Below are 22,724 nucleotides of genomic sequence, written 5' to 3' on the forward strand. Positions count from 1 at the left end.
TTTCCCCGCGCTTATTGCGCATCTGGGAACCACTCTTGCAGCAGATCACGAGAGCGCTCTAGCTCTTTCTGCCAAGAGTTCACACCAACTACGGTCGGTTTTAGCAAGATGACCAATTCTGTTTTCTCAGTCACGTTATTTACGTTGCGGAACAAATGCCCCAATGCGGGCACATCGCCCAAGAACGGGACTTTAGAAACAAGCTCACGATTTTGCTGTTTCATCAAACCGCCGATAACCACAACATCACCATCTTTAGCACGAATAACCGAGTCTGATTCACGAATAGAGCTTTTCGCCAATGGCAATTGGATGTTTTGGAACTCACCGCCCAAGTTCAATTGCTTCACTTCTTCCGAGACTTCAATAACCGCAGGGTGAACATGCAGGAACACATTGCCTTTGTTATCAATTTGCGGAGTCACATCGAGGGAAATACCGGAGAAGAATGGTGTTAATTCCACTTCTGGAACGGCATTTGAGTTTTCACCGTTGCCTGCATTGCTCGATAGCTCGGTGACAAAGTACTCATCGGTACCCACTTTGATGACTGACTTTTGGTTGTTGGCAGCGGTAATACGAGGGCTCGAAAGAACGTTCAAGTCACCTTGTGTAGACATAAAACTCAACACAGCATTGAAGTTGCCATCAGAGATAGTCACGTTGGTTTGGCCGCCCAATAGCGTGCCAATCGCATCCAACGGTGGTAATGCCGACGCAGGGCGGTTCACGACGACACTACCCGAGTTACCAATTGACGCCGATAAGTTCGACCAGTTGATGCCTTGTTGGTAGCCATCATTCAACGTCACTTCTAGAATTTTAGCTTCAAGAATGACCTGACGCTGCATGCGCTCCTGCGATACACCCAAGAACTCACGGACTTCTCGAATATCATCTGGAAACGCTCGAACCGTAATCACTCCTGCTTGAGGTGTTACGACAACGCTTTGTCCTTTGCCTGAACCAATTAGATTCGCAACGGCTTGCTGCAGCATCGGCCAGAAGTCACTTTCAGTGATGGTTTCGATGCGCGTACCGCCCGTAGAAGTCGTCGAGCTATCGCCGTTGTTACTTCCATTGTCAGAGTCGGATGAGTCAGAACTGTCTGAGCTACCGCCAGAATTAGACGTACCAGCCGAGGTCACTGAGCCCGTGACAATGCTCGTCAATGATCGACCAGAGCGTTTGAACTGGAGGTAATCAACAGGAATGGTTACCGTACGCATACCAGCAGGGTAGATTTGAATAACTTTGCCAGACTTCACCACATCATAGCCATACATGTTCTGTACAACGCTCAGGACTTCATCCAACGTAACATCTGACAAGTTGACGGTGATATTACCTTGTACCGCTGGATGAATCGCCACGCTGTACTCAGTGCCTTTGACTAGCGAGGCAAAAAAGCTTCGTGCATCGACCGCATTCGCTTGAATACGGAAACGCTTCGAGGTGCCTTGCTCTGAAGCAACATTCGAGTCTAAGTTAGGCATCAGGTCCGCTTCGACAGAAGAAGGAATTTCTTCTAACGTGCGGCTGTTCGCTTGATTGATAGATTCATTGAGCGCTTCTTTGACTTCCACTGGGTCACGATGACCCATTGAACATCCCATTAAAGAAGCAATCGTTATTCCTACAACTAATTTGCGCATATCTGATCAGGCTCTGGTTATTATTTTTTTACGTTTAAACCAAAAAGCTCTAGGTCCCACTGACGGTTACCACGCTTTAAAGTTACAAATTCACTATTAATGCTCGCGACGCGATAACCCTTAAATAGCTCGCCTTTTTCAACAAGCTTGTTATCCATAATCGCGACACAAGCAGTACTTGGCTTACACACAATACTGTTGAGCGTAGGCAGTCGGTACTGTTTTGCTTTTGGTTTCGCTGACGTTTCAACCGCAGGCTTTTCCCAGCCAAGTGGTGCCGTTGGATCTTGGTTCGCCCAAGCGGTTCCTGCAGCAGCCATGACAAGCAATGAGATGATGAGTTTTTTAACCACCAATAAACTCCTCTCGAGATCCTAGTGTGTAGACTTCCAACACAAGCTTCGCTTTCGGGTACTCTTCGACTTTGTAACTAAAGCTGCGCCAATAATAACTGGCAGGAAGACTCTCCAACTTATTTAGATAATTGGCAATAGAAAAGTAGTCGCCAGTCAGCTCCATACGTACAGGGTGCACGTAGTAACCAGAGTATTGCGATGCTTCTTTATCTTCCGTAATTGGCTCAGATGGCAAAGTTTGCAAAGACAAAAGGTGAATGCCACTTTGCTGCTCTAATACATTTTCCAGCAGCTCAGCCATTTGCGAAGGTGTAATAAGGTGTTCGATGATCTCCGCTAGCTGCATCGAAAGGTGCTGACTTTCTGTTAGCAGGTTAGATATCGCGCGATCAATCTCAGCGTTTGGATCTTTCTTCAGCTGCGCTTGAATACGTAGCGTGTCGATTTCAATCTTTTGATTGGCTTGCTTTAAATTGCTTAGTTGCCTCTCATTACTGATGATCTCGTTAAGCTTTGGTTCCAGTACCAGCGTAAAAAGCAACATGATCACGACAACTAAACCACACAGCGCGATAAGCACTTTTTCACGCGCGCTCATTTCGCCAAAGCGCTCTTCTAATGAGATCCAGAATTCGTTCATTTCTCTTTATCCTCGCGCGTTTTTAGTTCAAACGTCACAATATCCTTATCATTTCGGCCAATTTTGACGTCGTCAAATGTCCGGCCAACCAAGCTAATCTCAGTTTTAAATTGGTTAACCCAACTTGGTACTGAGCTCGGCTTTTTCGCCAGTCCCTTCAGATCTAAGGTATGGTTATTGATTCGAATTTCGGACAAAGAAATTTCTTGGTTTCCTAGCTTAGCTAATGATTGCATCACGCCAGAGTAACCCGTGCGCTGCGAGTCATCGTATTTCCCGACGGCTTTAAGCGAGTCTCGCTTCGCCTTGACTTCACGCTCTAAGCGGGCTTTAGCTGCCAGCTTATTATTGTCGGGTTGATGCTTACGTAGCTTGACTTGATAGCGTTCAAGCTCTGACTTCATGATATCGCCTTTGCTTTTTACAATAGCAATTTCATCTTCTAAACCGCTGCTCTGCCAAGTCACATAGCCGTAAGAGAGTAGAATAGCCGCAGCCGCGACCCCCCAAGATAACGCGATATTTTTTAGTGTCAGGAGCTCTTTTTTCGGCTTTAAGTAATCAGGGTATAAGTTAACGCGTCGAATATTAGAAGCCGCGCCGGCATCTGCTAAAACGTGCCCTGACAACTCATGTTCTGGTGGTAATAACGGAGAAACTTTAGTGCTTAAACGGTAGTTCAGAGACTGAACAAGCTCACTCTCATCCTCTTCATCACAACACACTTTCAATTGATGCAGCTGCACATGGCGCAACTGAGAAGAAAGATAATCAATCGAACGTTGCAGTTCTAACGAGAGGCTATCCATCTGTAACTCGCTAGAAGGAACCCCCGTTAACGGTGGCGTCACACTGCGAATCGAACGATGGAACGCGATAGTATTTTCGACAAAAGCGCTAATACGGAAGTGACCACGCACACTGCGTTGTAATAATAGGAAGTTACCTAGCTCACCTGCGGTCTCTCCCCAAATGTCGTCTTCAGGAAGAATAGCTTCTAATGGCAACTGGGCGCGACTGGCCAGTAACACGATCTTATCCAACATTTTTCGTGATAAGACGTAAGCTTGCACTTTGGTTGAATTGGGTAGCTCTACCGCATCGGCAATGATGTCAATGGCACGCTCAGAGATCAGTTCTTTCAACAAAAACGGTAATGCTGCAGGCCATTCTTGGCGCGGCATGACAGGTTTGTCGATTTGATACATCTGATAATAGTTATGAGAAAGGACAACCGTTAGAGAATCATACGCACTCGCAGCAACGCTCAATGCTTGCTCTACGGCTTTCTCCCAATTGGATTCAGAAATATCAAATTGGTATGGGCGGCCACTTTTTATTGAAGATGATAAATAAACGGCGTCTGGCTGAATAACCAAAAAGCAGGAACGACCACCACCAGATGATCGTTTGAGCTTGTCGAGTAGTACTTTGAAATCCATGATTATTATCTTTATTTTTTACGCCAGCGATTTCGTCTTCCCAATTTCACTTGGGATTCTGATTGAGAACTTGGCAATGCTTGTGGACGAGGAAGAAACTGCTGCTCTGCAGAAAAGTAGCGCCCTTGCCCACCATAAACCCCGAGCTCAATTAACGTGTTGAGCTCGTTTTGATTCTCAATTCCCACTGCTATGATTTTAGTTTTACTGTTTGCCGCCGCACCTAGCATGCTGCGGACAAATAGCTGGTTCTCATGTCGCTGGTCGATTTTGGCTACTAAACTGCGATGAAGTTTAAGGTAACGAATATCCACTTCTTTTAAATAGTGAGTGCTGACGATGGTTCGTCCAGCCTGCCCAACCATTAAGTGGCACCCTAAACCGGCCAGCACTTTAGCGACTGGTCGCATAAAGTCTAAGTGTCTTACAAATTGTGCTTCAACAAACTCAAAACTGAGACACTTTCTCTGTTCACGTGACAACTGTAAGAGCTCATCACGAAACCATTTAAAGTACTCTCGGTTAGAAAAAGGCGTTACATTCAAATTGAGCGCATACTCTTTCGAGTTATCAAAATTATCCTTAAAGTCTCTTAAGAATTTATTAATAACTGACTTATCCATTTGCGCTTCATAACCAACCTGTCTGATCGCAGAAATAAACCGAGACGCTTTAACAATGCCATTCTCAGGATCGCGAATCCGACATGTTAACTCTTCATATAATGATTTTTTATGCGTCGCGTCACTTATTGGGTGCACGGATTGTGCGTAGAGTATCACACTTTCTGGTGTAAGTGCTGTGTCAAATAACGTTCTCCACCTCACACTTCCGCGAGCTTCTTCATCGTGGTTCCATTTTTTGAAGCGACTCCAATTATTGTTATTTTGTAGTTGCGCACTACGCAAAGCTGTCTCTGCTTCATCGATGATTTGGCTGTGTCGCTCCCCCTCTTTATAAGTAGTGATGCCTATATGACACCAGTTGTCTTGGTCTAGTGGCTCTGGCGGAATTAATTTTTCTAACTGGCGAATGCATTGTGATGCCAAATTAGCCACATCTTTGGCACTTTGATGCGGCAGAAATAACGCAAAATCAGCATCGTAATAACGAGAAAATACAACATCAGGATATCGCTGAACTAAGTTGGATAATAAACTCCCAACTTCAACAATAAACTCATCCGTAATTTGCTTATCTTGCTCTTCTTCAACCAACTTCCAATCTTGAATGCGCACCAGCAACACGGCACCGCGAGCCCCACTTTCTAGCAACGCCGATTCCAGTTTGCTATCAAACAGCACTCGATTGGCGGTACCTGTTAACTTATCAAGGAAGGTTTGAGTTCGAATAAAGGTATCAAATCGGCTTCGCTCTTGACGCGCATCTTGTAACTCTTCAATTAATACATCGAGCGCTTCACTGGCAGTATAAGGCCATTCTTTTTTGTCACCTTTTGCATACTGCTCTACCCGACCAGCAAGGATCATCCTGCCTCGCTCTTCGAGCATTTCAGAGCCTTCTAATTGCTCCTTAAGCCACGCAACACCGCGCATTAAACAGAAGATGATCAGGATAACGGCAAGCGTGATCGACCAAAGCGCCTGCATTGAGTAGCTGTAACCTAAGTAAGGCGGGATCGCTTTAAAATGAATCGAGTAATCTTGATTGTGAGTCAGTTGGTATTCTGTCTCAAACAAGACTGACGCTTCCATTTGATGAGAAGTATCTTTGAAGCGATAAACAACCGCATTGTTGGTCGACAATGTCATTTCGACAATATTGGAAGCCTGCAACATTTTCGGCATCCAGCGCTGCATAGAATAAGCAGCGTCAGGATCTTCCATCTCCTTGTCGACCACCTCTACGATCCCTTCTAAATAATGGGTGAGATATTCCTGCCCAAGACGTTTAAAAGAGAGGGTGCCACCGACAAACAAGATAAACATGGCGCAGATGACGATCATGGTGACAAAAGCCACCAGCCGTGTGCTTAACTTAAGAGTTGGGGTATACCTCATGAATACCAAATTCCTTTTTTATTCATCATATACCTTATTGAAATATTTATACTTGATAAGAGTTCATCAAACAATCGGATTCGTCTGATAGTGAGAGGCTGGAGCATAAAGAACATCACACTCATTGATAAGTTTTATTGTTACGCCTAACCTTGCTGAGATAAGCCTTTGAGATCATTAGATAGCGACAATAAAAAAGACCGCGATATTCGCGGCCTTTTCGATTCAAGCATAAGCAGAATTTAGAACGGGATATCGTCGTCAAAATCCATTGGTGGCTCATTGTACTGCTGCTGTGGTTGCTGCGGAGCCTGCTGTTGTTGCTGTTGCTGTTGCTGAGGCGCATTGTACTGCTGCTGAGCTGGTTGTTGAGGCTGACCCCATCCACCTTGCTGCTGCTGTTGACCGCCCATTGGTGCGCCGCCACCTTGACCACGACCGCCAAGCATTTGCATCACGCCGTTGAAGCCTTGAACAACGACTTCAGTTGAGTAGCGATCTTGACCGCTTTGGTCTTGCCATTTACGAGTTTGCAGTTGGCCTTCAATGTATACTTGAGAACCTTTACGCAAGTACTCACCTGCTACTTCCGCAAGTTTGCCGAACAACACAACACGGTGCCATTCCGTTTTTTCGCGCTGTTCGCCAGTCGCTTTATCACGCCATGAATCAGAAGTCGCAATAGTAATGTTTGCTACTGCACCGCCGTTCGGCATGTAACGAATTTCAGGGTCGTTACCTAGATTCCCCACCAAAATAACTTTGTTAATTCCACGGCTGGCCATGATGTGCTCCGTTTCACTCTGGATATATAAAATTTTAGCGCATTAGAATAGCACGCTTTAATGTTTTGATTAAAGTCTAATACCATTGTGATCTAATGAGTCACCTACTAGAACCCAAATCGTAGAACCCAAATCGCATTTCAACTTACGCATGTAGCATTTTTGATTCGCTTTGCAGACATCGTTTCGTGAAGCTTTGAATTCGAACGCATTTATTCAGAAAAGCTATGGTTATAACCTCTCTTTAATGCCAACTTATGGCCTTTATTGAACGCTGGGAGATTTGAACACGTGAGAAAGTCGGCTTACGCAAGAAAGCTATTTCTGATCAGTATGGAAGATAATGCGGAAAAAAAGGTGGCGGCACTCGAAAAGTACATTGATATGAGCATCCCGGTAATTTCGACCGAAGCACTCATGGAAGCTAAGCCACAGCATCGTAATAAAATCCTACTGATCGACTTCAGTGAACATAAATCACTCGTTCAATCGATCAAAAACTTACCGCTGGTATGGAAGAACTTTGAAACCGTTGTGTTCAATGTCCCTAAAAGGCTGACCACGGATGAGCTTCTTTCATTTGGTCAATTAAAGGGGCTGTTCTATTCCGAAGATACGCTAGAGCAAATTGGAGAAGGATTAAAAGGCATTGTTAACGGTCAGAACTGGCTGCCGCGTAATGTAACCAGTCAACTTTTACACTATTACCGTAACGTCATTAATACTCATACTGCCCCAGCCACGGTAGACCTAACCATTCGCGAGCTGCAAGTACTGCGTTGCTTGCAAGCTGGCGCATCGAACAGCCAAATGGCCGAGGAATTATTTGTCAGTGAATTCACCATCAAATCGCACTTGTATCAGATATTCAAAAAGCTATCAGTGAAGAATCGCGTTCAAGCAATCGCTTGGGCAGATCAAAACTTAATGTCATGATGCGATGCCGCGACTCTAATGACTGAAATGACGAGTCGCTCATCTTTTTTCCGCACTGAGTCTCACACTTTTTCCTACTTTATTCATGATTCATTGACGCCTCTCGTGTTAAAGTTATGCGCAGATTCTTGATAATAACGAGATAGGATATTCCCCCAATGATTAAAAAATGTCTGTTCCCTGCCGCAGGCTATGGCACTCGCTTCTTACCGGCAACGAAATCTATGCCAAAAGAGATGATGCCAGTCGTGAATAAACCGCTTATTGAATACGGCGTTGAAGAAGCAATTCAAGCTGGTATGAACGGCATGTGTATTGTGACGGGTCGTGGCAAACACTCTATCATGGACCACTTTGATAAGAACTACGAACTGGAACACCAGATTAGCGGTACCAATAAAGAAGAGCTATTGGTAGATATCCGTGAAATCATTGAATCTGCCAACTTCACTTACATCCGTCAACGCGAGATGAAAGGCTTAGGCCACGCGATTCTGACCGGGCGTGAACTGGTGGGTGACGAACCATTTGCCGTCGTTCTTGCTGATGACCTTTGTGTCAACGAAGAAGAAGGCGTGCTAGCTCAAATGGTGGCGCTATTTAAACAGTTCCGTTGTTCTATCGTTGCCGTACAAGAAGTCCCAGAAGATGAGACTCACAAATACGGCGTTATCTCTGGTGAAATGATCAAAGATGACATCTACCGCGTAGACGACATGGTAGAAAAACCTGAGAAAGGCACGGCGCCAAGCAACCTTGCGATCATTGGTCGCTACATTCTGACCCCTGATATTTTCGAACTGATTGAAAACACAGAGCCAGGTAAAGGTGGTGAAATTCAAATCACTGACGCGCTGCTTAAACAAGCAAAAGCGGGCTGTGTCTTGGCTTACAAATTTAAAGGCAAACGCTTTGACTGTGGTAGTGTTGAAGGTTACATCGAAGCAACCAACTACTGTTTTGAAAACCTTTATCTAAAAGATGAAAAAGCCTCTGAGTTAGGTAAACACGCAACACAAAAAGCGGTATAAAGCATCGTCGTAGTACGAAATTATTGTTTCTAAAGCCCGGCATTATGTTGGGCTTTTATTTTTACTGTTTTTTTATCCAGTAATTTTCTTTGCACATTTCTCACACTATGTAATACTTGCCCCACTTGGTTATACATAGAGCAAAAACGATGGATAAAATAGAAGTTCGCGGTGCCCGAACCCATAACCTCAAAGACATTAATCTTACAATCCCTCGCGATAAACTGATTGTCATTACTGGACTAAGTGGCTCCGGTAAATCCTCTCTCGCTTTCGATACATTGTATGCAGAAGGCCAACGACGCTACGTAGAGTCTCTCTCTGCCTACGCTCGTCAGTTTTTGTCTCTGATGGAAAAACCCGATGTCGACCATATTGAAGGGTTATCACCCGCGATTTCTATTGAACAGAAGTCTACTTCTCATAACCCGCGTTCAACCGTCGGTACAATTACCGAAGTCTACGACTACTTGCGTCTGTTGTATGCTCGTGTAGGCGAACCACGCTGTCCAACGCACCATGCCCCTCTTGCCGCACAAACCATCAGTCAAATGGTGGACAAAGTTCTGGAGATGCCAGAAGGCAGCAAAATGATGCTGTTGGCCCCTATTGTCAAAGAGCGTAAAGGTGAGCATGTTAAAACGCTTGAGAACCTGGCGGCTCAGGGCTTTATTCGTGCGCGTATTGATGGAGAAACTTGCGATCTTTCAGATCCTCCAACGCTAGAGCTACATAAAAAGCACACCATTGAAGTCGTGGTAGACCGCTTTAAAGTTCGTCCCGATCTGCAACAGCGCTTAGCGGAATCTTTCGAGACCACGCTCGAGTTATCAGGCGGAATTGCGGTTGTCGCGCCAATGGATGGAGACGGTGAAGAGATTATTTTCTCCGCCAACTTCGCTTGTCCACAATGCGGTTACAGCATGCAAGAGTTGGAGCCGCGACTTTTCTCATTCAACAACCCTGCTGGTGCGTGTGGCACTTGTGATGGTTTGGGTGTGCAGCAATACTTCGATCCAAGCCGAGTAATTCAAGATGATTCATTAAGCTTGGCACAAGGTGCGATTCGCGGTTGGGATCAAAAGAACTACTACTACTTCCAAATGCTCACCTCATTGGCCGATCATTATGGTTTCGATCTCCATGCCCCTTTTAATTCTCTGCCAAAGAAAACGCAAGATGTCATTCTAAAGGGCTCTGGCCGCACTGAGATTGAGTTTAAATACATCAACGATCGTGGCGATATTCGTGTTAAACGCCATCCATTCGAAGGTATTCTGAATACCCTCGAACGTCGTTATCGTGATACAGAATCCAACTCTGTCCGTGAAGAGCTTGCGAAATACATCTCCACTAAATCTTGTTCAAGCTGTGGTGGTACTCGTCTGCGCCTTGAAGCACGTAACGTGTTTATTGCTGATACGACACTACCTGAGATTGTTGAACTCAGCATTGCTGATGCATTGGAATTCTTCCATTCCTTGAAACTGGAGGGTCAACGCGCCCAAATCGCTGAAAAAGTGATGAAGGAAATCAACGATCGCCTGCAGTTCTTGGTTAACGTTGGCCTGAACTATCTGAACCTGTCTCGCAGCGCCGAAACGCTCTCTGGTGGTGAAGCTCAACGTATTCGCTTAGCCAGCCAAATTGGTGCGGGTCTTGTTGGTGTGATGTATGTTCTGGACGAACCGTCGATTGGTCTCCACCAGCGAGATAATGAACGCTTATTAAAAACGCTCACTCATTTGCGCGATTTGGGGAATACCGTACTCGTGGTAGAACACGATGAAGATGCTATTCGCTGTGCGGATCATGTCATAGATATCGGTCCTGGCGCTGGCGTACACGGTGGTCATGTTGTCGCGGAAGGCACCATGGAAGAGATAATCGCAAATCAGAATTCTCTGACAGGTCAGTACTTAAGTGGCGTTAAAGAAATCGCAGTACCGAAAGATCGCACGCCGCGTGATCCGAAAAAAACGGTTGAGCTCTTAGGCGCAACAGGTAATAACCTTAAGAACGTTAATCTTTCAATTCCTGTTGGGTTATTCAGCTGTATTACAGGGGTATCTGGTTCAGGTAAATCAACGCTGATTAATGATACTTTCTTTAAAATTGCCCACACCCAACTCAACGGAGCAACAACGGCTCAGCCTTCACCTTATAAGTCGATTAGAGGTTTAGAGCACTTCGATAAAGTTATCGATATCGATCAAAGCCCAATTGGTCGTACACCTCGCTCCAACCCTGCTACTTATACGGGGATCTTTACCCCAATCCGTGAGCTGTTTGCAGGCACACAAGAGTCGCGTTCTCGCGGTTACAAGCCGGGCCGTTTTAGCTTTAACGTACGCGGTGGTCGTTGTGAGGCCTGTCAGGGTGATGGTGTCATTAAAGTTGAAATGCATTTCCTACCAGATGTTTATGTGCCATGTGATGTATGTAAAGGTAAGCGCTACAACCGTGAAACACTTGAAGTACGTTACAAAGGCAAAACCATTGATGAAGTGCTAGAAATGACGGTCGAAGACGCCCGAACGTTCTTTGAACCCGTACCTGCTATAGCACGTAAGCTACAGACTCTAATGGATGTTGGCTTGTCTTACATTCGCCTAGGTCAAGCCGCAACGACACTCTCCGGTGGTGAAGCACAGCGTGTGAAACTGGCGCGAGAGCTATCCAAGCGCGATACAGGAAAAACCTTGTACATTCTGGATGAACCAACAACCGGCCTGCACTTCCATGATATCCAGCAGTTGCTCACCGTGCTGCACAGACTTCGTGATCACGGAAATACTGTCGTGGTGATCGAGCATAACCTAGATGTCATTAAGACTGCGGACTGGATTATCGATCTAGGACCTGAAGGGGGACAGGGTGGCGGCGAGATAATCGCTCAAGGCACACCGGAAGATGTGTCGCAAATCGAGGGTTCGCACACAGCTCACTTCCTTAAGCCTATGTTGAAGTAGAAAAAACAGGTAAAGTACCGAGACCAGCAAGTGCTGGTCTTTTTTCATTCAAAACAACGCAATAACTATGGCTACTATACATGTAAGTGGAACAAAGCTTTCTCCCGAAAAAGTACAGGTTCCCCTCAATCGCAAGTTTCTCATTGCCTTGGCAACACTATTTGTGTTGGCAATGCACTTTTTCATGCCCAACCCCGGCGGTTCAGGGCTTTCACTTTCCTTCAATGCGACAACTTGGATTGCTTTTAGCTTTGCATTAGGCATTGGGTGCTACCAACTCGCGAGTAATCGAGCGCTACGTTACTCAAAATTAACCATCGGCTTGTTCATTAGTGCTCTTATCATGACGGTGCCCCTTCTGTACCCAAATGCGAATAGCAGTTTGGCAGCCAACAAGCTCATTGGTCTGTGGTGTGGTGTCCTGTTTTTTATTGTCTTACAACAATTTCATTTCAGTAATAAACATCGCCAACGCTTGTTATGGTTCATTGTCCTTGCGGTTGTTATCGAAGCCATTTTTGGTCTGACACAATATCTGTATCTCAAACCAGGCAATCCGTTTGGTTACGACACGGTGGCCAATCGTCCTTATGGTATTTTCCAACAGCCTAATGTAATGGCCAGTTTTCTTGCGACAGGATTGGTGATTGCCAGCTATTTACTTGCACGTCAGCCTTACAAATACGACCGTAAGTTAAGCGATGTTTATCTTCTCTATGCCGTGCCAGTTTTAACCTTACCATTGATTGTGGCGTTGGCTTCACGCACTGGTTGGTTAGCCTCGGTCATCGCCGTTTTGTTGGTCATCCCATACATGTATCGCTTTGCAACCAAAGGGCGCTTTATCCGCTGGGTTACGTCGCTTGTCACTGGGCTCGCACTCTCAATTGTTGTCATGTATCTTGCCTTTCCTGATGGAAGTGGGTTAGCCGCAGAAAAAGTAAACATGGAGTCTCCTCGAGCGTATACTTTTCCGCAAACATTAGACATGGTGATTGAAAAGCCTTTTACTGGCTATGGATATGGCAAGTTTGAGTCTGAGTACATGCTGTATACGGCTCGTCAACACGCCCTAAATGAGAATTACCCAGCTGGTTTGCCAGCCATGGATCATCCGCATAACGAGCTGCTGTACTGGGGAGTAGAAGGTGGCTTACTGCCAATACTCGGCATCTTCTTAGCGATGGCACTGGTACTGTATCGAATCTATCAAGCCAAACGCGGAACTCGTCTTGCGTTGCTGGCCTTGTTTATACCTATCGTATTGCACTCACAACTGGAATACCCTTTCTACCACTCTCTCGTGCATTGGTTGATCTTCGTTATCCTGCTGTACTGGGTAGATCAGCGCGTCTCTCGTTATCGACAAGTCGGCTTTAGTAATGTGACCAAAAGCTTGCTGCGAGTCTTTAGTTTGGTACTTCCCGTTGCGTTTACGTTTTACATGGTAAGCGCATTACATACGAACTATGTATTGACGAAGTTTGAGACCACTAGACCAACTAACCCTGATATTCTGAATCAAGTCAGTAACCCTGTAGTTTGGAAAGACAGGTTTGATTGGGATGTCTATAGCACGTTTTTAAACCTTGGGCTGTACCAACAAGACGCAACCTTGATTCAGCCTTATATCGATTGGTCGCTAAAAATCATCAAAGATAAGCCTCGCCCTGCATTTTATAATAATTTGATTTTGGCCTACCAAGGCTTAGATGACTCAAGTAAAGCGGAGCAAATTAGAGCTGAAGCACAGTTTTTGTTCCCTAAGATTGATTTCAGTGGCGTCAATTACCAACCACCGTCTCAAGCAATCTCTGCCTCACCAGCACCCACTTCAAGAGCTGAGTAATAAGTACAAAAAAGCGAAGGGATGACCTTCGCTTTTCTTTATCTCATTGCGGTATAGTTTTATTCAGTGAGTGACTCTTCTAATGCTTTTAAGCACAGCGCAACGTTTTCAGATCGAGCGCCGTAACCCATTAAGCCAATACGCCACGCTTTACCGGCTAATGCCCCAAGGCCTGCTCCAATTTCTAGGTTATAGGTTTCTAGCAAGTGAGCACGAACTTTTGCTTCATCAATTCCTTCAGGCACGTAAATCGCGTTTAATTGCGGCAAACGATGGGCTTCGTCCACAACAAATTCAAAGCATAACTTTTGTAGGCCATTTTTGAGTTTTTCATGCATTAGTTGGTGACGAGCCCAAGCGTTTTCTAATCCTTCATTTTTCAGTATCAATAAAGCTTCATGAAGCGCATACAAGCTATTAACTGGCGCCGTATGATGGTAACTACGCTTGCCTTCTCCACTCCAATACCCCAAAACTAAACTCTGATCGAGGAACCAACTCTGTACTGGTGTTGTTCTTGCTTGAATCTTTTCAATCGCGGCAGGAGAAAACGTCACGGGTGAGAGCCCTGGTACACATGACAAACATTTTTGACTGCCAGAGTAAACCGCATCCAGTTGCCATTCATCCACTTTTAACGGCACACCACCAAGTGACGTCACCGCATCAACAATAGATAATGCATTATGCTGCTTCGCCAGCTTGCCCAATGCTTGAGCATCACTGACTGCACCAGTTGAAGTTTCGGCATGCACAAAAGCAAGAATTTTTGTATCTGGGTGCTGTTCGAGTGCTTGCTCGACTTTATCAATGGAAACAGGCGTCCCCCATTCATCATCGACGATAACAACTTCACCACCAGCACGGACGACATTTTCGCGCATGCGTTCACCAAATACACCGTTACGGCAGACGATCACTTTGTCGCCTTTCTCGATCAAGTTTACAAAGCAGGTTTCCATCCCTGCACTACCAGGCGCTGAAACCGCAATAGTGAACTCATTGTCAGTTTGAAAGGCATACTTCAATAGCTGCTTGAGCTCATCCATCATACCGATAAAAAGAGGATCAAGGTGACCTACAGTAGGACGGCTTAGTGCTTGTAACACTTGAGGATAAATATCAGAAGGACCAGGTCCCATTAAAATACGGTGAGGTGGAATAAAGCTTTGGATCGACATGTCAGCTCCTTGATTATCTTTTATCCTGAGCATTCTAAAAGTTCTATTCAATAACATGGCTCAGGTGTAGGGTTCTTCACCCTAATAGATTTTTCCTCTATCAGCAATTAGCCGTAAGTATGGAGGTCAAACCAGTGTCACAAAATCGTTAATAAAAAACACCATAAAGGTTGAAATATTGATTGACATTAAGGCCTCAAAACCGTTCAATGTTTGAGCTTTATGTAGAAGAGGAGCGCTACCCAGGTAGATGATTTGTGGAACCGCAATTCCAACACCAATCATTGAGGGGGAGTAGTGCCGAGGTAAGTCAAAGTTGCAGGGTTTGACTTGTCGGTTGAATTGGGCTGAATCCCATCAACTGTCATCAGCGCAGTCTGATGAAGGGCTTCTGAGGGTAAATTTTTCAAATAGCATTCTAAATACCTCTCTTTTTGCTCTGTTCCTTTTCTCACTAAACATTGGATGTACAATTTTTTAGGAAGTCGTGGGAGAACGCAGTGAGCGCATTTAACGTAGCTAAATTCGGTGGAACCAGTGTTGCCAACTTTGAGGCAATGAGTCGTTGTGCCACCATTATCGAAAACAATCCAAATACTCGCTTGGTCGTGAGCAGCGCTTGCTCTGGCGTCACCAACCTATTGGTAGAACTCGCCAACGGTGTTCAGGATCAAACGCACCGTACTGAGCTGCTGCAAAATCTGGCCAACATTCATGACGCCATTTTAACTCAGCTCGAAGACAGCACGAAAACTGCTGCCGAGGTGTATGGCATATTAGATACCGTAACCAGCCTGGCCGAGGCTGCATCTATCCAAGCTAGTGCGAAGTTAACCGATCATTTGGTCGCATGTGGTGAACTCATGTCGACGCATATTCTAACTCAGTTAATGTGTGAGCGAGGCATTCAAGCTGTGCGCTTTGATATCCGCGATGTGCTGCGTACTGATGACAACTTTGGTCGCGCGGAGCCAAACATTGAAGCAATTTCGACGCTTGCGCAAGATAAACTCATACCACTTTGCCAACAATCCGTTGTTGTTACTCAAGGCTTCATAGGATCTGACGAAGCCGGTAATACAACAACACTAGGTCGAGGAGGCAGCGATTATAGCGCCGCCTTAATTGCTGAGAGCGTCAAAGCGGCAGGGTTAGAAATCTGGACTGATGTTCCGGGCATCTACACAACAGACCCGCGAATTGCGCCAAAAGCCTCACCAATTCCCGAGATCAGCTTTAGTGAAGCTTCAGAAATGGCTAACTTTGGCGCTAAAATCCTTCACCCTTCTACGCTAGTACCCGCATTGCGCCACGACATTCCGGTATTTGTAGGGTCATCGAAAGAGCCAGAAAAAGGGGGAACTTGGATTCGCCACCAAGTCGAAAGCTCACCGTTGTTCCGTGCGCTAGCTTTGCGTTGTAACCAAACCATGGTAACGCTACGCAGCGCCAACATGTTCCACGCATACGGCTTCTTAGCAAAGGTCTTTGAGATCCTTGCAAAGCATAAGATCTCGGTCGATTTAATCACGACATCTGAAATCAGTGTATCGTTAACACTTGATCAAACCGATACATCCGGCGGCGCGCCGCAGCTGCCGCAAGCTGTACGAGAAGAGTTAGAAGAGTTATGTAAGGTAGAAGTTGAACATGACCTATGCCTCGTTGCTCTCATTGGTAACAACATGAGTGAGAGTAAAGGCTACGCGAAACAGGTTTTTGGCACGCTAGAAGACTTTAACCTACGCATGATTTGTTATGGTGCTAGCCCTCACAACTTATGCTTCTTGCTCCATGAGTCGGTATCGAAACAAGCCATACAAAAACTTCACACCGAGTTGTTTGAGAAGTAAGTTCAACTCAATAAAACAAAGGGCTGCGTATCTGCAGCCCTTTGTTGTGTCAATAGTTGTTACGTTTGAACGAGGTAAACATCAATTTAACCGTTAATGTTTGGCCCTAACCATTTTTCAGCCTCGATCCTATCCCACCCCTTACGATCAGCGTAGCTCTCTAGCTGATCTTCTTGGATCTGTGCGATCGCAAAGTAACGTGAGTCAGGATGAGAGAAATACCAACCAGAGACTGACGCGCCCGGATACATTGCATAGCTGGAGGTTAGAGTCATGCCAATATTCTCTTCCACATTAAGTAGCTCCCAAAGCGGTCCTTTTTCAGTATGCTCAGGGCATGCTGGATAACCCGGCGCAGGGCGAATACCTTGGTATTTTTCACGAATGAGATCATTGTTAGATAAATCTTCATCCGCAGCATAACCCCAAATTTCTTTACGGACACGCTCATGCAAATACTCAGCAAACGCTTCGGCTAGGCGATCCGCCACCGCTTGAATCATAATTGCGTTGTAATCATCTCCCTGTGCTTTGTATTCATCAGCAAGCTCTCGCTCACCAATACCACCAGTGACAGCAAATGCCCCTATCCAATCATGTTTACCCGACTCTTTAGGTGCGATGTAGTCAGACAAACAATAGTTGAACCCTTTTGGTTTCTCAGTCTGTTGACGCAAGTTACGCAGTACTTTCACAACGTCGGTACGAGTTTCATCAGCATAAACTTCAATGTCGTCCCCCACGCTCGCAGCAGGGAATAAGCCACACATTCCACGCGCTTTTAACAGGCCTTCTCGCTCAACTCGGTCAAGTAACTCGTTGGCATCTTCGAATAAACGTTTTGCTTCTTCACCGACTTCTTCATGTTGGAAAATTGTTGGATACTTACCCACAAGTGACCAAGTCATAAAGAATGGTGTCCAATCGATGTATTGACGTAATATAGCCACATCAAAATCATCGAAGATATGAATACCAGGCTTAACAGGCACTGGAGGGGTGTAAGCTTCCCAATCGATCGCAACTTTATTCGCTCGAGCCGCTTCTAATGTAACTGGTTTGGTTCTCGGTTTCTTTCGATGATGTTGATCACGTACTCGTTCGTAATCAGCTTCAAGTTTTTCAACAAATTCAGGGCGACGTTCATCTGACAATAGAGAAGTACATACGCCCACTGCACGTGAGGCGTTATTCACGTAAACAACTGGATGCTTGTAATTTTGCTCAATCTTAACTGCTGTATGGGCTTTTGACGTTGTTGCGCCACCGATGAGAAGAGGTAAGTTAAAGTCGAGACGCTCCATCTCTTTTGCAACATGCACCATTTCGTCTAATGAAGGCGTGATCAACCCTGACAAACCAATAATATCGACGTTCTCTTTTTGCGCTACTTTTAAGATCTTTTCGCAAGGAACCATGACACCAAGATCGATAATTTCGTAGTTATTGCATTGCAATACAACGCCTACGATATTTTTCCCGATATCATGTACATCACCTTTTACCGTCGCTAACAAGATCTTACCGTTTGTTTGTCCCACCTGCTTTTCTGCATTGATGTAGGGCTCGAGATGCGCTACCGCTTGCTTCATCACTCGGGCAGATTTTACGACCTGAGGAAGGAACATTTTACCTTCACCAAACAAGTCTCCGACGACGTTCATCCCATCCATGAGTGGGCCTTCAATCACCTCTAATGGCTTTGAAGCATTGACACGTGCCTCTTCGGTATCATCAACGATAAACTCGGTTATTCCTTTCACTAACGCGTGTTCTAAACGCTTTTCAACAGGCCAAGTTCTCCACTCAAGTGCAGAGGCATCCTCCTCTTTACCTACCCCTTTGCCTGCGTATTCCGCCGCGATATCTAACAACCTCTCAGTGGCATCATCGCGACGGTTAAGAACGACATCTTCCACAGCCTCACGCAGCGTTTCAGGCACGTTATCGTAGATTTCTAACTGACCCGCATTCACGATCCCCATATCCATACCATTTTTAAAACAGTGATAGAGGAACACCGCGTGAATCGCTTCACGCACATAGTTATTCCCTCGAAAAGAGAACGAGACGTTAGAAACCCCACCCGAGATCATCGCGTGCGGTAAATCACGTTTGATATCGCCAACGGCTTCAATGAAATCCACCGCGTAGTTATTATGCTCCTCGATACCCGTAGCAATGGCAAAAATGTTTGGGTCAAAGATGATGTCTTCTGGTGGAAAGCCCACTTCATCAGCGAGAATTCGGTAAGCGTTGGTACAAATTTCTACTTTGCGCTCACGTGTATCTGCTTGCCCAATCTCATCAAACGCCATCACAATAACAGCCGCACCGTAACGGCGAATCAACTTAGCTTGTTCAACGAATTTCTCTTTACCTTCTTTGAGAGAGATCGAGTTAACAATGCCTTTGCCTTGGATGCACTTAAGACCGGCTTCAATAACCTCCCACTTGGAAGAGTCGACCATGATTGGTACTTTTGAGATTTCAGGTTCTGACGCACAAAGGTTTAAAAATCGAACCATACAAGCTTGTGCATCCAACATGCCTTCATCCATGTTGATATCGATAATTTGAGCGCCATTTTCAACTTGTTGACGAGCCACATCGAGCGCTTCATCGTACAGCTCTTCTTTAATCAAGCGTTTAAAACGCGCAGAACCGGTTACATTAGTACGCTCACCGACATTGATAAATAAAGAGTCTTTATCAATCGCGAGCGGCTCTAAGCCAGACAAGCGACAAGCAACGGGAAGATCAGGCAATTGACGAGGGGCGATATTTTCAACCGCGAGTGCCATTTGGCGAATGTGCTCAGGAGTTGTACCACAACACCCACCAATTAAGTTTAAAAAGCCACTTTGAGCCCACTCTTTAACATGCTTAGCCATATCTTCTGGCGACAAATCGTATTCGCCGAATGCATTCGGAAGCCCAGCATTTGGGTGAGCGGAAACAAAAGATTCTGATATACGTGAGAGCTCTTCAACATAAGGACGAAGCTCATCTGGGCCCAGCGCGCAGTTCAAACCAAACGAAATCGGTTTAACATGACGTAATGAGTTGTAAAACGCTTCTGTGGTTTGACCGGATAATGTCCGACCAGAAGCATCGGTAATAGTCCCCGAGATCATCACAGGTAACTCAATACCCATCTCTTCAAACACACTTTCAACAGCAAATGAACAAGCCTTAGCGTTAAGAGTATCGAAGATGGTCTCGATAAGAATAAGGTCAGAACCACCTTTAATCAGCGCTCGAGTCGATTCAGAGTAAGCCTCAACTAACTCGTCGAAAGAAACATTTCGATATCCGGGGTCATTTACATCAGGAGAAATAGAACAAGTGCGGTTCGTCGGCCCTAAAACCCCTGCGACATAACGCGGTTTATCGGGTGTTTTTGCGGTCCATTCGTCTGCAACTTCACGTGCAAGCTTGGCAGCAGCAAAGTTAATTTCCTCACTTAGGCTTTCCATCTCGTAGTCAGCCATCGCAATGGTTGTTGCGTTAAACGTGTTGGTTTCGAGAATATCTGCACCCGCTTCTAAATATGCAGCGTGAATTTCCTTGATAAGTTGAGGCTGACTTAGAACCAACAGGTCGTTGTTACCTTTTAGATCACAATGCCAATCCGCAAAGCGCGTTCCTCGATAGTCTTGCTCTTCAAGTTTGTATCCCTGAATCATGGTTCCCATACCACCATCAATCAAAAGAATACGTTGCTTCAATTGAGCTTCAATCTGTTGTCTTACGTTACTTCCCACAGTACAGCCTCATTCCTTTAGTTATCTTTCCATCCTATCACACAAACTTCAGGAGTCTAGACGTCTAAACGTGGAATTAATGATTATTTTATCTCCTTCTTAACTTACAAAATAATCGCGAAAAAATGTTTGCTATTTAAGCAGCATCAGTCGAGAATCCCATTCATAAAATGTTACAAATAGAGAGCTCTATGTCGGTCTATCATACTTTATGTTTTCTATCCGCAGCTGCAATGCTAATTGCTTTTGTAAACAGCAAGATAGGAAAGATGCAAACCACCATTGCGATTACCGCAGGTTCAATGGTGCTTTCACTTCTAATCTTAATTGCAGGTCAAAACAACTGGTTCCACCTCACCGAAATTGCGACAGAAACGGTCACAAGGATCAACTTTGAAGATTTCTTGCTCAAGGGTATTCTTGGCTTCTTACTATTTGCGGGTGGATTAGGCATCAAACTCCCGAACCTTAAAGATCAAAAATGGGAAATTACCGTTTTGGCTCTCGGAGCCACCCTATTTTCCACTTTCTTTATCGGGTTGGCGCTCTACGGATTCTGTCAGTTAATTGGCATCCAATTTGATTTGGTCTACTGCTTACTATTTGGTGCTCTAATATCGCCAACTGACCCAATCGCTGTATTGGCTATAGTTAAAAAGCTCGATGCTCCCAAACGTATCTCCACCCAGATTGAAGGAGAGTCGCTCTTCAATGACGGCTTCGGTTTGGTTATCTTTGTCACTCTATTTACGATTGCATTTGGTACTGAGGCACCAACTGTAGGTAGTGTCACCTTGCTCTTCATCCAAGAAGCTATCGGTGGTATCACTTATGGTTTCGTCCTCGGTTTGCTATTCCACTACTTAATCAGTGCCACCGATGATCACTCAATGGAGTTATTACTTACTATTGGTGTCCCAACGGCAGGTTACGCATTTGCTGAATACATCCATGTATCAGGCCCACTCGCGATGGTTGTATCTGGTATTATGATTGGCAACTGGACACGCTTTATTGGCTTTTCAAAAGAGAGTGAAGACCACCTTGACCACTTTTGGGAGCTCGTCGATGAGTTCTTGAATGGCGTGTTATTCCTACTGATCGGTATGTCGATGCTGCTATTTGAATTCCACAAAGAAGACTGGATCATGATGGCTATCTCAGTCCCTCTTGTGCTGGCAGCGCGCTATTTAAGCGTATTTCTCTCGTACATTGGCTTTAAGCGTTACAGAAAATATAACCCGTGGTCAGTACGTATTTTGACATGGGGCGGCTTACGCGGGGGCCTTGCATTAGCAATGGCACTTTCCATTCCATCTGGTATTTGGGTGATTCAAGATAAGTTAATCGATGTAAAAGAGATTATTCTTGTAATGACCTACTCCGTCGTTGTTTTCTCTATCCTCATTCAAGGCTCAACAATCACCCCAATGATTGAAAAAGCAAAAGATGAAGAGAAGAAAATGGAAGAGAACAACCAAGCAATAACCACTCCAGAGCATACGGAGCCAGTGGACTCTTAAAGGCACGTAACTTAATAGATGAAAAAGCAGCTATCTAGCTGCTTTTTTCATATCTAATCTTCGGACTCCCCTTCAAGAACAAAACGCTTGTTACTCTTTGATATACAGTTAAATATCCGAATAATCGTCACGCTACGGTTTCATACATACTAACTATTGCCGATAGATAGTATCCATAGAGGGAGTCTTTTAGTTTAAGCATTTTCATCATCACTTCCTTTGGCAATACAGGCTCCCTGTAAACACCACAGCTAAACTTCCACAACACTTAACAATGAGCGACTTTGTATTTATATAGAGAAAGAAGCATTGAGGATGATTGCGAATCACTATCCAAACGGACTAGCCCCCCACCAAACTAAGGTCTGAGCTGGCACTCAGATTGCTCAAAAAAGCCTTAACAGAAGTTTAGAGTCCTCATACTTGATCTCAGCGACACTGAACTTATATTCAAAGTTGTTCTGTTTTCGAGATAGAAACAAAGCGACACCTCGAACAACTAGGTTCATAGCTAGATATTTCTAATATGTTATAGAGGAATCTTTGGTAAGCATGTGCTGGTACTCAAAGCTAGAGCTCGAGACTGGCATCAACTCGTCATGGCAGGGCTTAGAAAGCATCGCGAGAGAGGAGCCTGCCTCTCGATGCAAAATTTCAATATGGAAATGGGGTTAAGGGAAGTCGGATAACCAAAACGAAAAAAGCCCCAGTCT

General features: G+C 45.0%; 14 protein-coding genes and 1 riboswitch. Of the genes, 6 read left to right on the forward strand and 8 right to left on the reverse strand.

Annotated elements, in window-relative coordinates; all coding sequences use genetic code 11:
- Positions 1-11: 11 nt before the first annotated feature.
- The 6 genes from mshL to FKN08_RS20265 form a co-directional block, all read right to left on the reverse strand.
- Complete coding sequence (mshL, locus tag FKN08_RS20240; RefSeq protein WP_170892788.1) at positions 12-1,655, reverse strand: pilus (MSHA type) biogenesis protein MshL; 1,644 nt, start codon at positions 1,653-1,655, stop codon at positions 12-14.
- Positions 1,656-1,675: 20 nt separating this feature from the next.
- Entirely contained in the window at positions 1,676-2,008 is a 333-nt protein-coding gene (locus FKN08_RS20245) for a hypothetical protein (protein ID WP_046873588.1), read from the reverse strand.
- Positions 2,001-2,651 (reverse strand): type II secretion system protein GspM, encoded by a 651-nt coding sequence (gspM, locus tag FKN08_RS20250; protein WP_054868338.1) that lies wholly within the window; start codon positions 2,649-2,651, stop codon positions 2,001-2,003. The genes FKN08_RS20245 and gspM overlap by 8 nt, the downstream gene beginning before the upstream one ends.
- Positions 2,648-4,093 carry an MSHA biogenesis protein MshI gene (locus FKN08_RS20255; RefSeq protein ID WP_170892789.1) on the reverse strand — a complete coding sequence of 482 codons (1,446 nt, stop codon included), beginning with the start codon at positions 4,091-4,093 and terminating at the stop codon, positions 2,648-2,650. Before FKN08_RS20255 ends, gspM begins: the two co-directional genes overlap by 4 nt.
- A gap of 11 nt (positions 4,094-4,104) precedes the next feature.
- On the reverse strand, positions 4,105-6,114 hold the full coding sequence (gene csrD, locus FKN08_RS20260; protein ID WP_170892790.1) for an RNase E specificity factor CsrD: 2,010 nt from the start codon (positions 6,112-6,114) through the stop codon (positions 4,105-4,107).
- Positions 6,115-6,356: 242 nt separating this feature from the next.
- On the reverse strand, positions 6,357-6,899 hold the full coding sequence (locus FKN08_RS20265; protein WP_164666951.1) for a single-stranded DNA-binding protein: 543 nt from the start codon (positions 6,897-6,899) through the stop codon (positions 6,357-6,359).
- 291 nt (positions 6,900-7,190) lie between these two features.
- Between FKN08_RS20265 and FKN08_RS20270 the strand changes: the two genes are divergently transcribed.
- The 4 genes from FKN08_RS20270 (at position 7,191) to FKN08_RS20285 (ending at position 13,687) form a co-directional block, all read left to right on the forward strand.
- Entirely contained in the window at positions 7,191-7,835 is a 645-nt protein-coding gene (locus tag FKN08_RS20270; protein ID WP_065645062.1) for a LuxR C-terminal-related transcriptional regulator, read from the forward strand.
- Between the two features lie 158 nt (positions 7,836-7,993).
- Positions 7,994-8,866, forward strand: a complete 873-nt coding sequence (gene galU / locus FKN08_RS20275) for a UTP--glucose-1-phosphate uridylyltransferase GalU (RefSeq protein ID WP_005397418.1) — start codon at positions 7,994-7,996, stop codon at positions 8,864-8,866.
- Between the two features lie 149 nt (positions 8,867-9,015).
- Complete coding sequence (gene uvrA, locus FKN08_RS20280; protein WP_170892791.1) at positions 9,016-11,838, forward strand: excinuclease ABC subunit UvrA; 2,823 nt, start codon at positions 9,016-9,018, stop codon at positions 11,836-11,838.
- A gap of 67 nt (positions 11,839-11,905) precedes the next feature.
- Positions 11,906-13,687 (forward strand): PglL family O-oligosaccharyltransferase, encoded by a 1,782-nt coding sequence (locus FKN08_RS20285; RefSeq protein ID WP_170892792.1) that lies wholly within the window; start codon positions 11,906-11,908, stop codon positions 13,685-13,687.
- A gap of 59 nt (positions 13,688-13,746) precedes the next feature.
- Here the strand turns inward: FKN08_RS20285 and FKN08_RS20290 are convergent, their stop codons facing one another.
- On the reverse strand, positions 13,747-14,868 hold the full coding sequence (locus tag FKN08_RS20290; protein ID WP_170892793.1) for an alanine--glyoxylate aminotransferase family protein: 1,122 nt from the start codon (positions 14,866-14,868) through the stop codon (positions 13,747-13,749).
- Between the two features lie 220 nt (positions 14,869-15,088).
- A riboswitch (Lysine riboswitch) is annotated at positions 15,089-15,267 on the forward strand.
- Between the two features lie 101 nt (positions 15,268-15,368).
- On the opposite strand from FKN08_RS20290, the gene lysC reads away from it, so the two are divergent.
- Positions 15,369-16,721, forward strand: a complete 1,353-nt coding sequence (gene lysC / locus FKN08_RS20295) for a lysine-sensitive aspartokinase 3 (protein ID WP_012841364.1) — start codon at positions 15,369-15,371, stop codon at positions 16,719-16,721.
- Positions 16,722-16,807: 86 nt separating this feature from the next.
- On the opposite strand, the gene metH is transcribed toward lysC, so the two are convergent.
- Positions 16,808-20,488 (reverse strand): methionine synthase, encoded by a 3,681-nt coding sequence (gene metH / locus FKN08_RS20300; RefSeq protein WP_170892794.1) that lies wholly within the window; start codon positions 20,486-20,488, stop codon positions 16,808-16,810.
- 191 nt (positions 20,489-20,679) lie between these two features.
- On the opposite strand from metH, the gene FKN08_RS20305 reads away from it, so the two are divergent.
- A complete protein-coding gene (locus FKN08_RS20305) occupies positions 20,680-22,011 on the forward strand; it encodes a sodium:proton antiporter (protein ID WP_170892795.1) in 1,332 nt (443 codons plus the stop codon).
- Positions 22,012-22,724: the final 713 nt, after the last annotated feature.

Origin of the sequence: Vibrio sp. 1-2 (7-a) (assembly GCF_013048515.1) — a bacterium.
Taxonomy (GTDB): Bacteria; Pseudomonadota; Gammaproteobacteria; order Enterobacterales; family Vibrionaceae; genus Vibrio; species Vibrio diabolicus.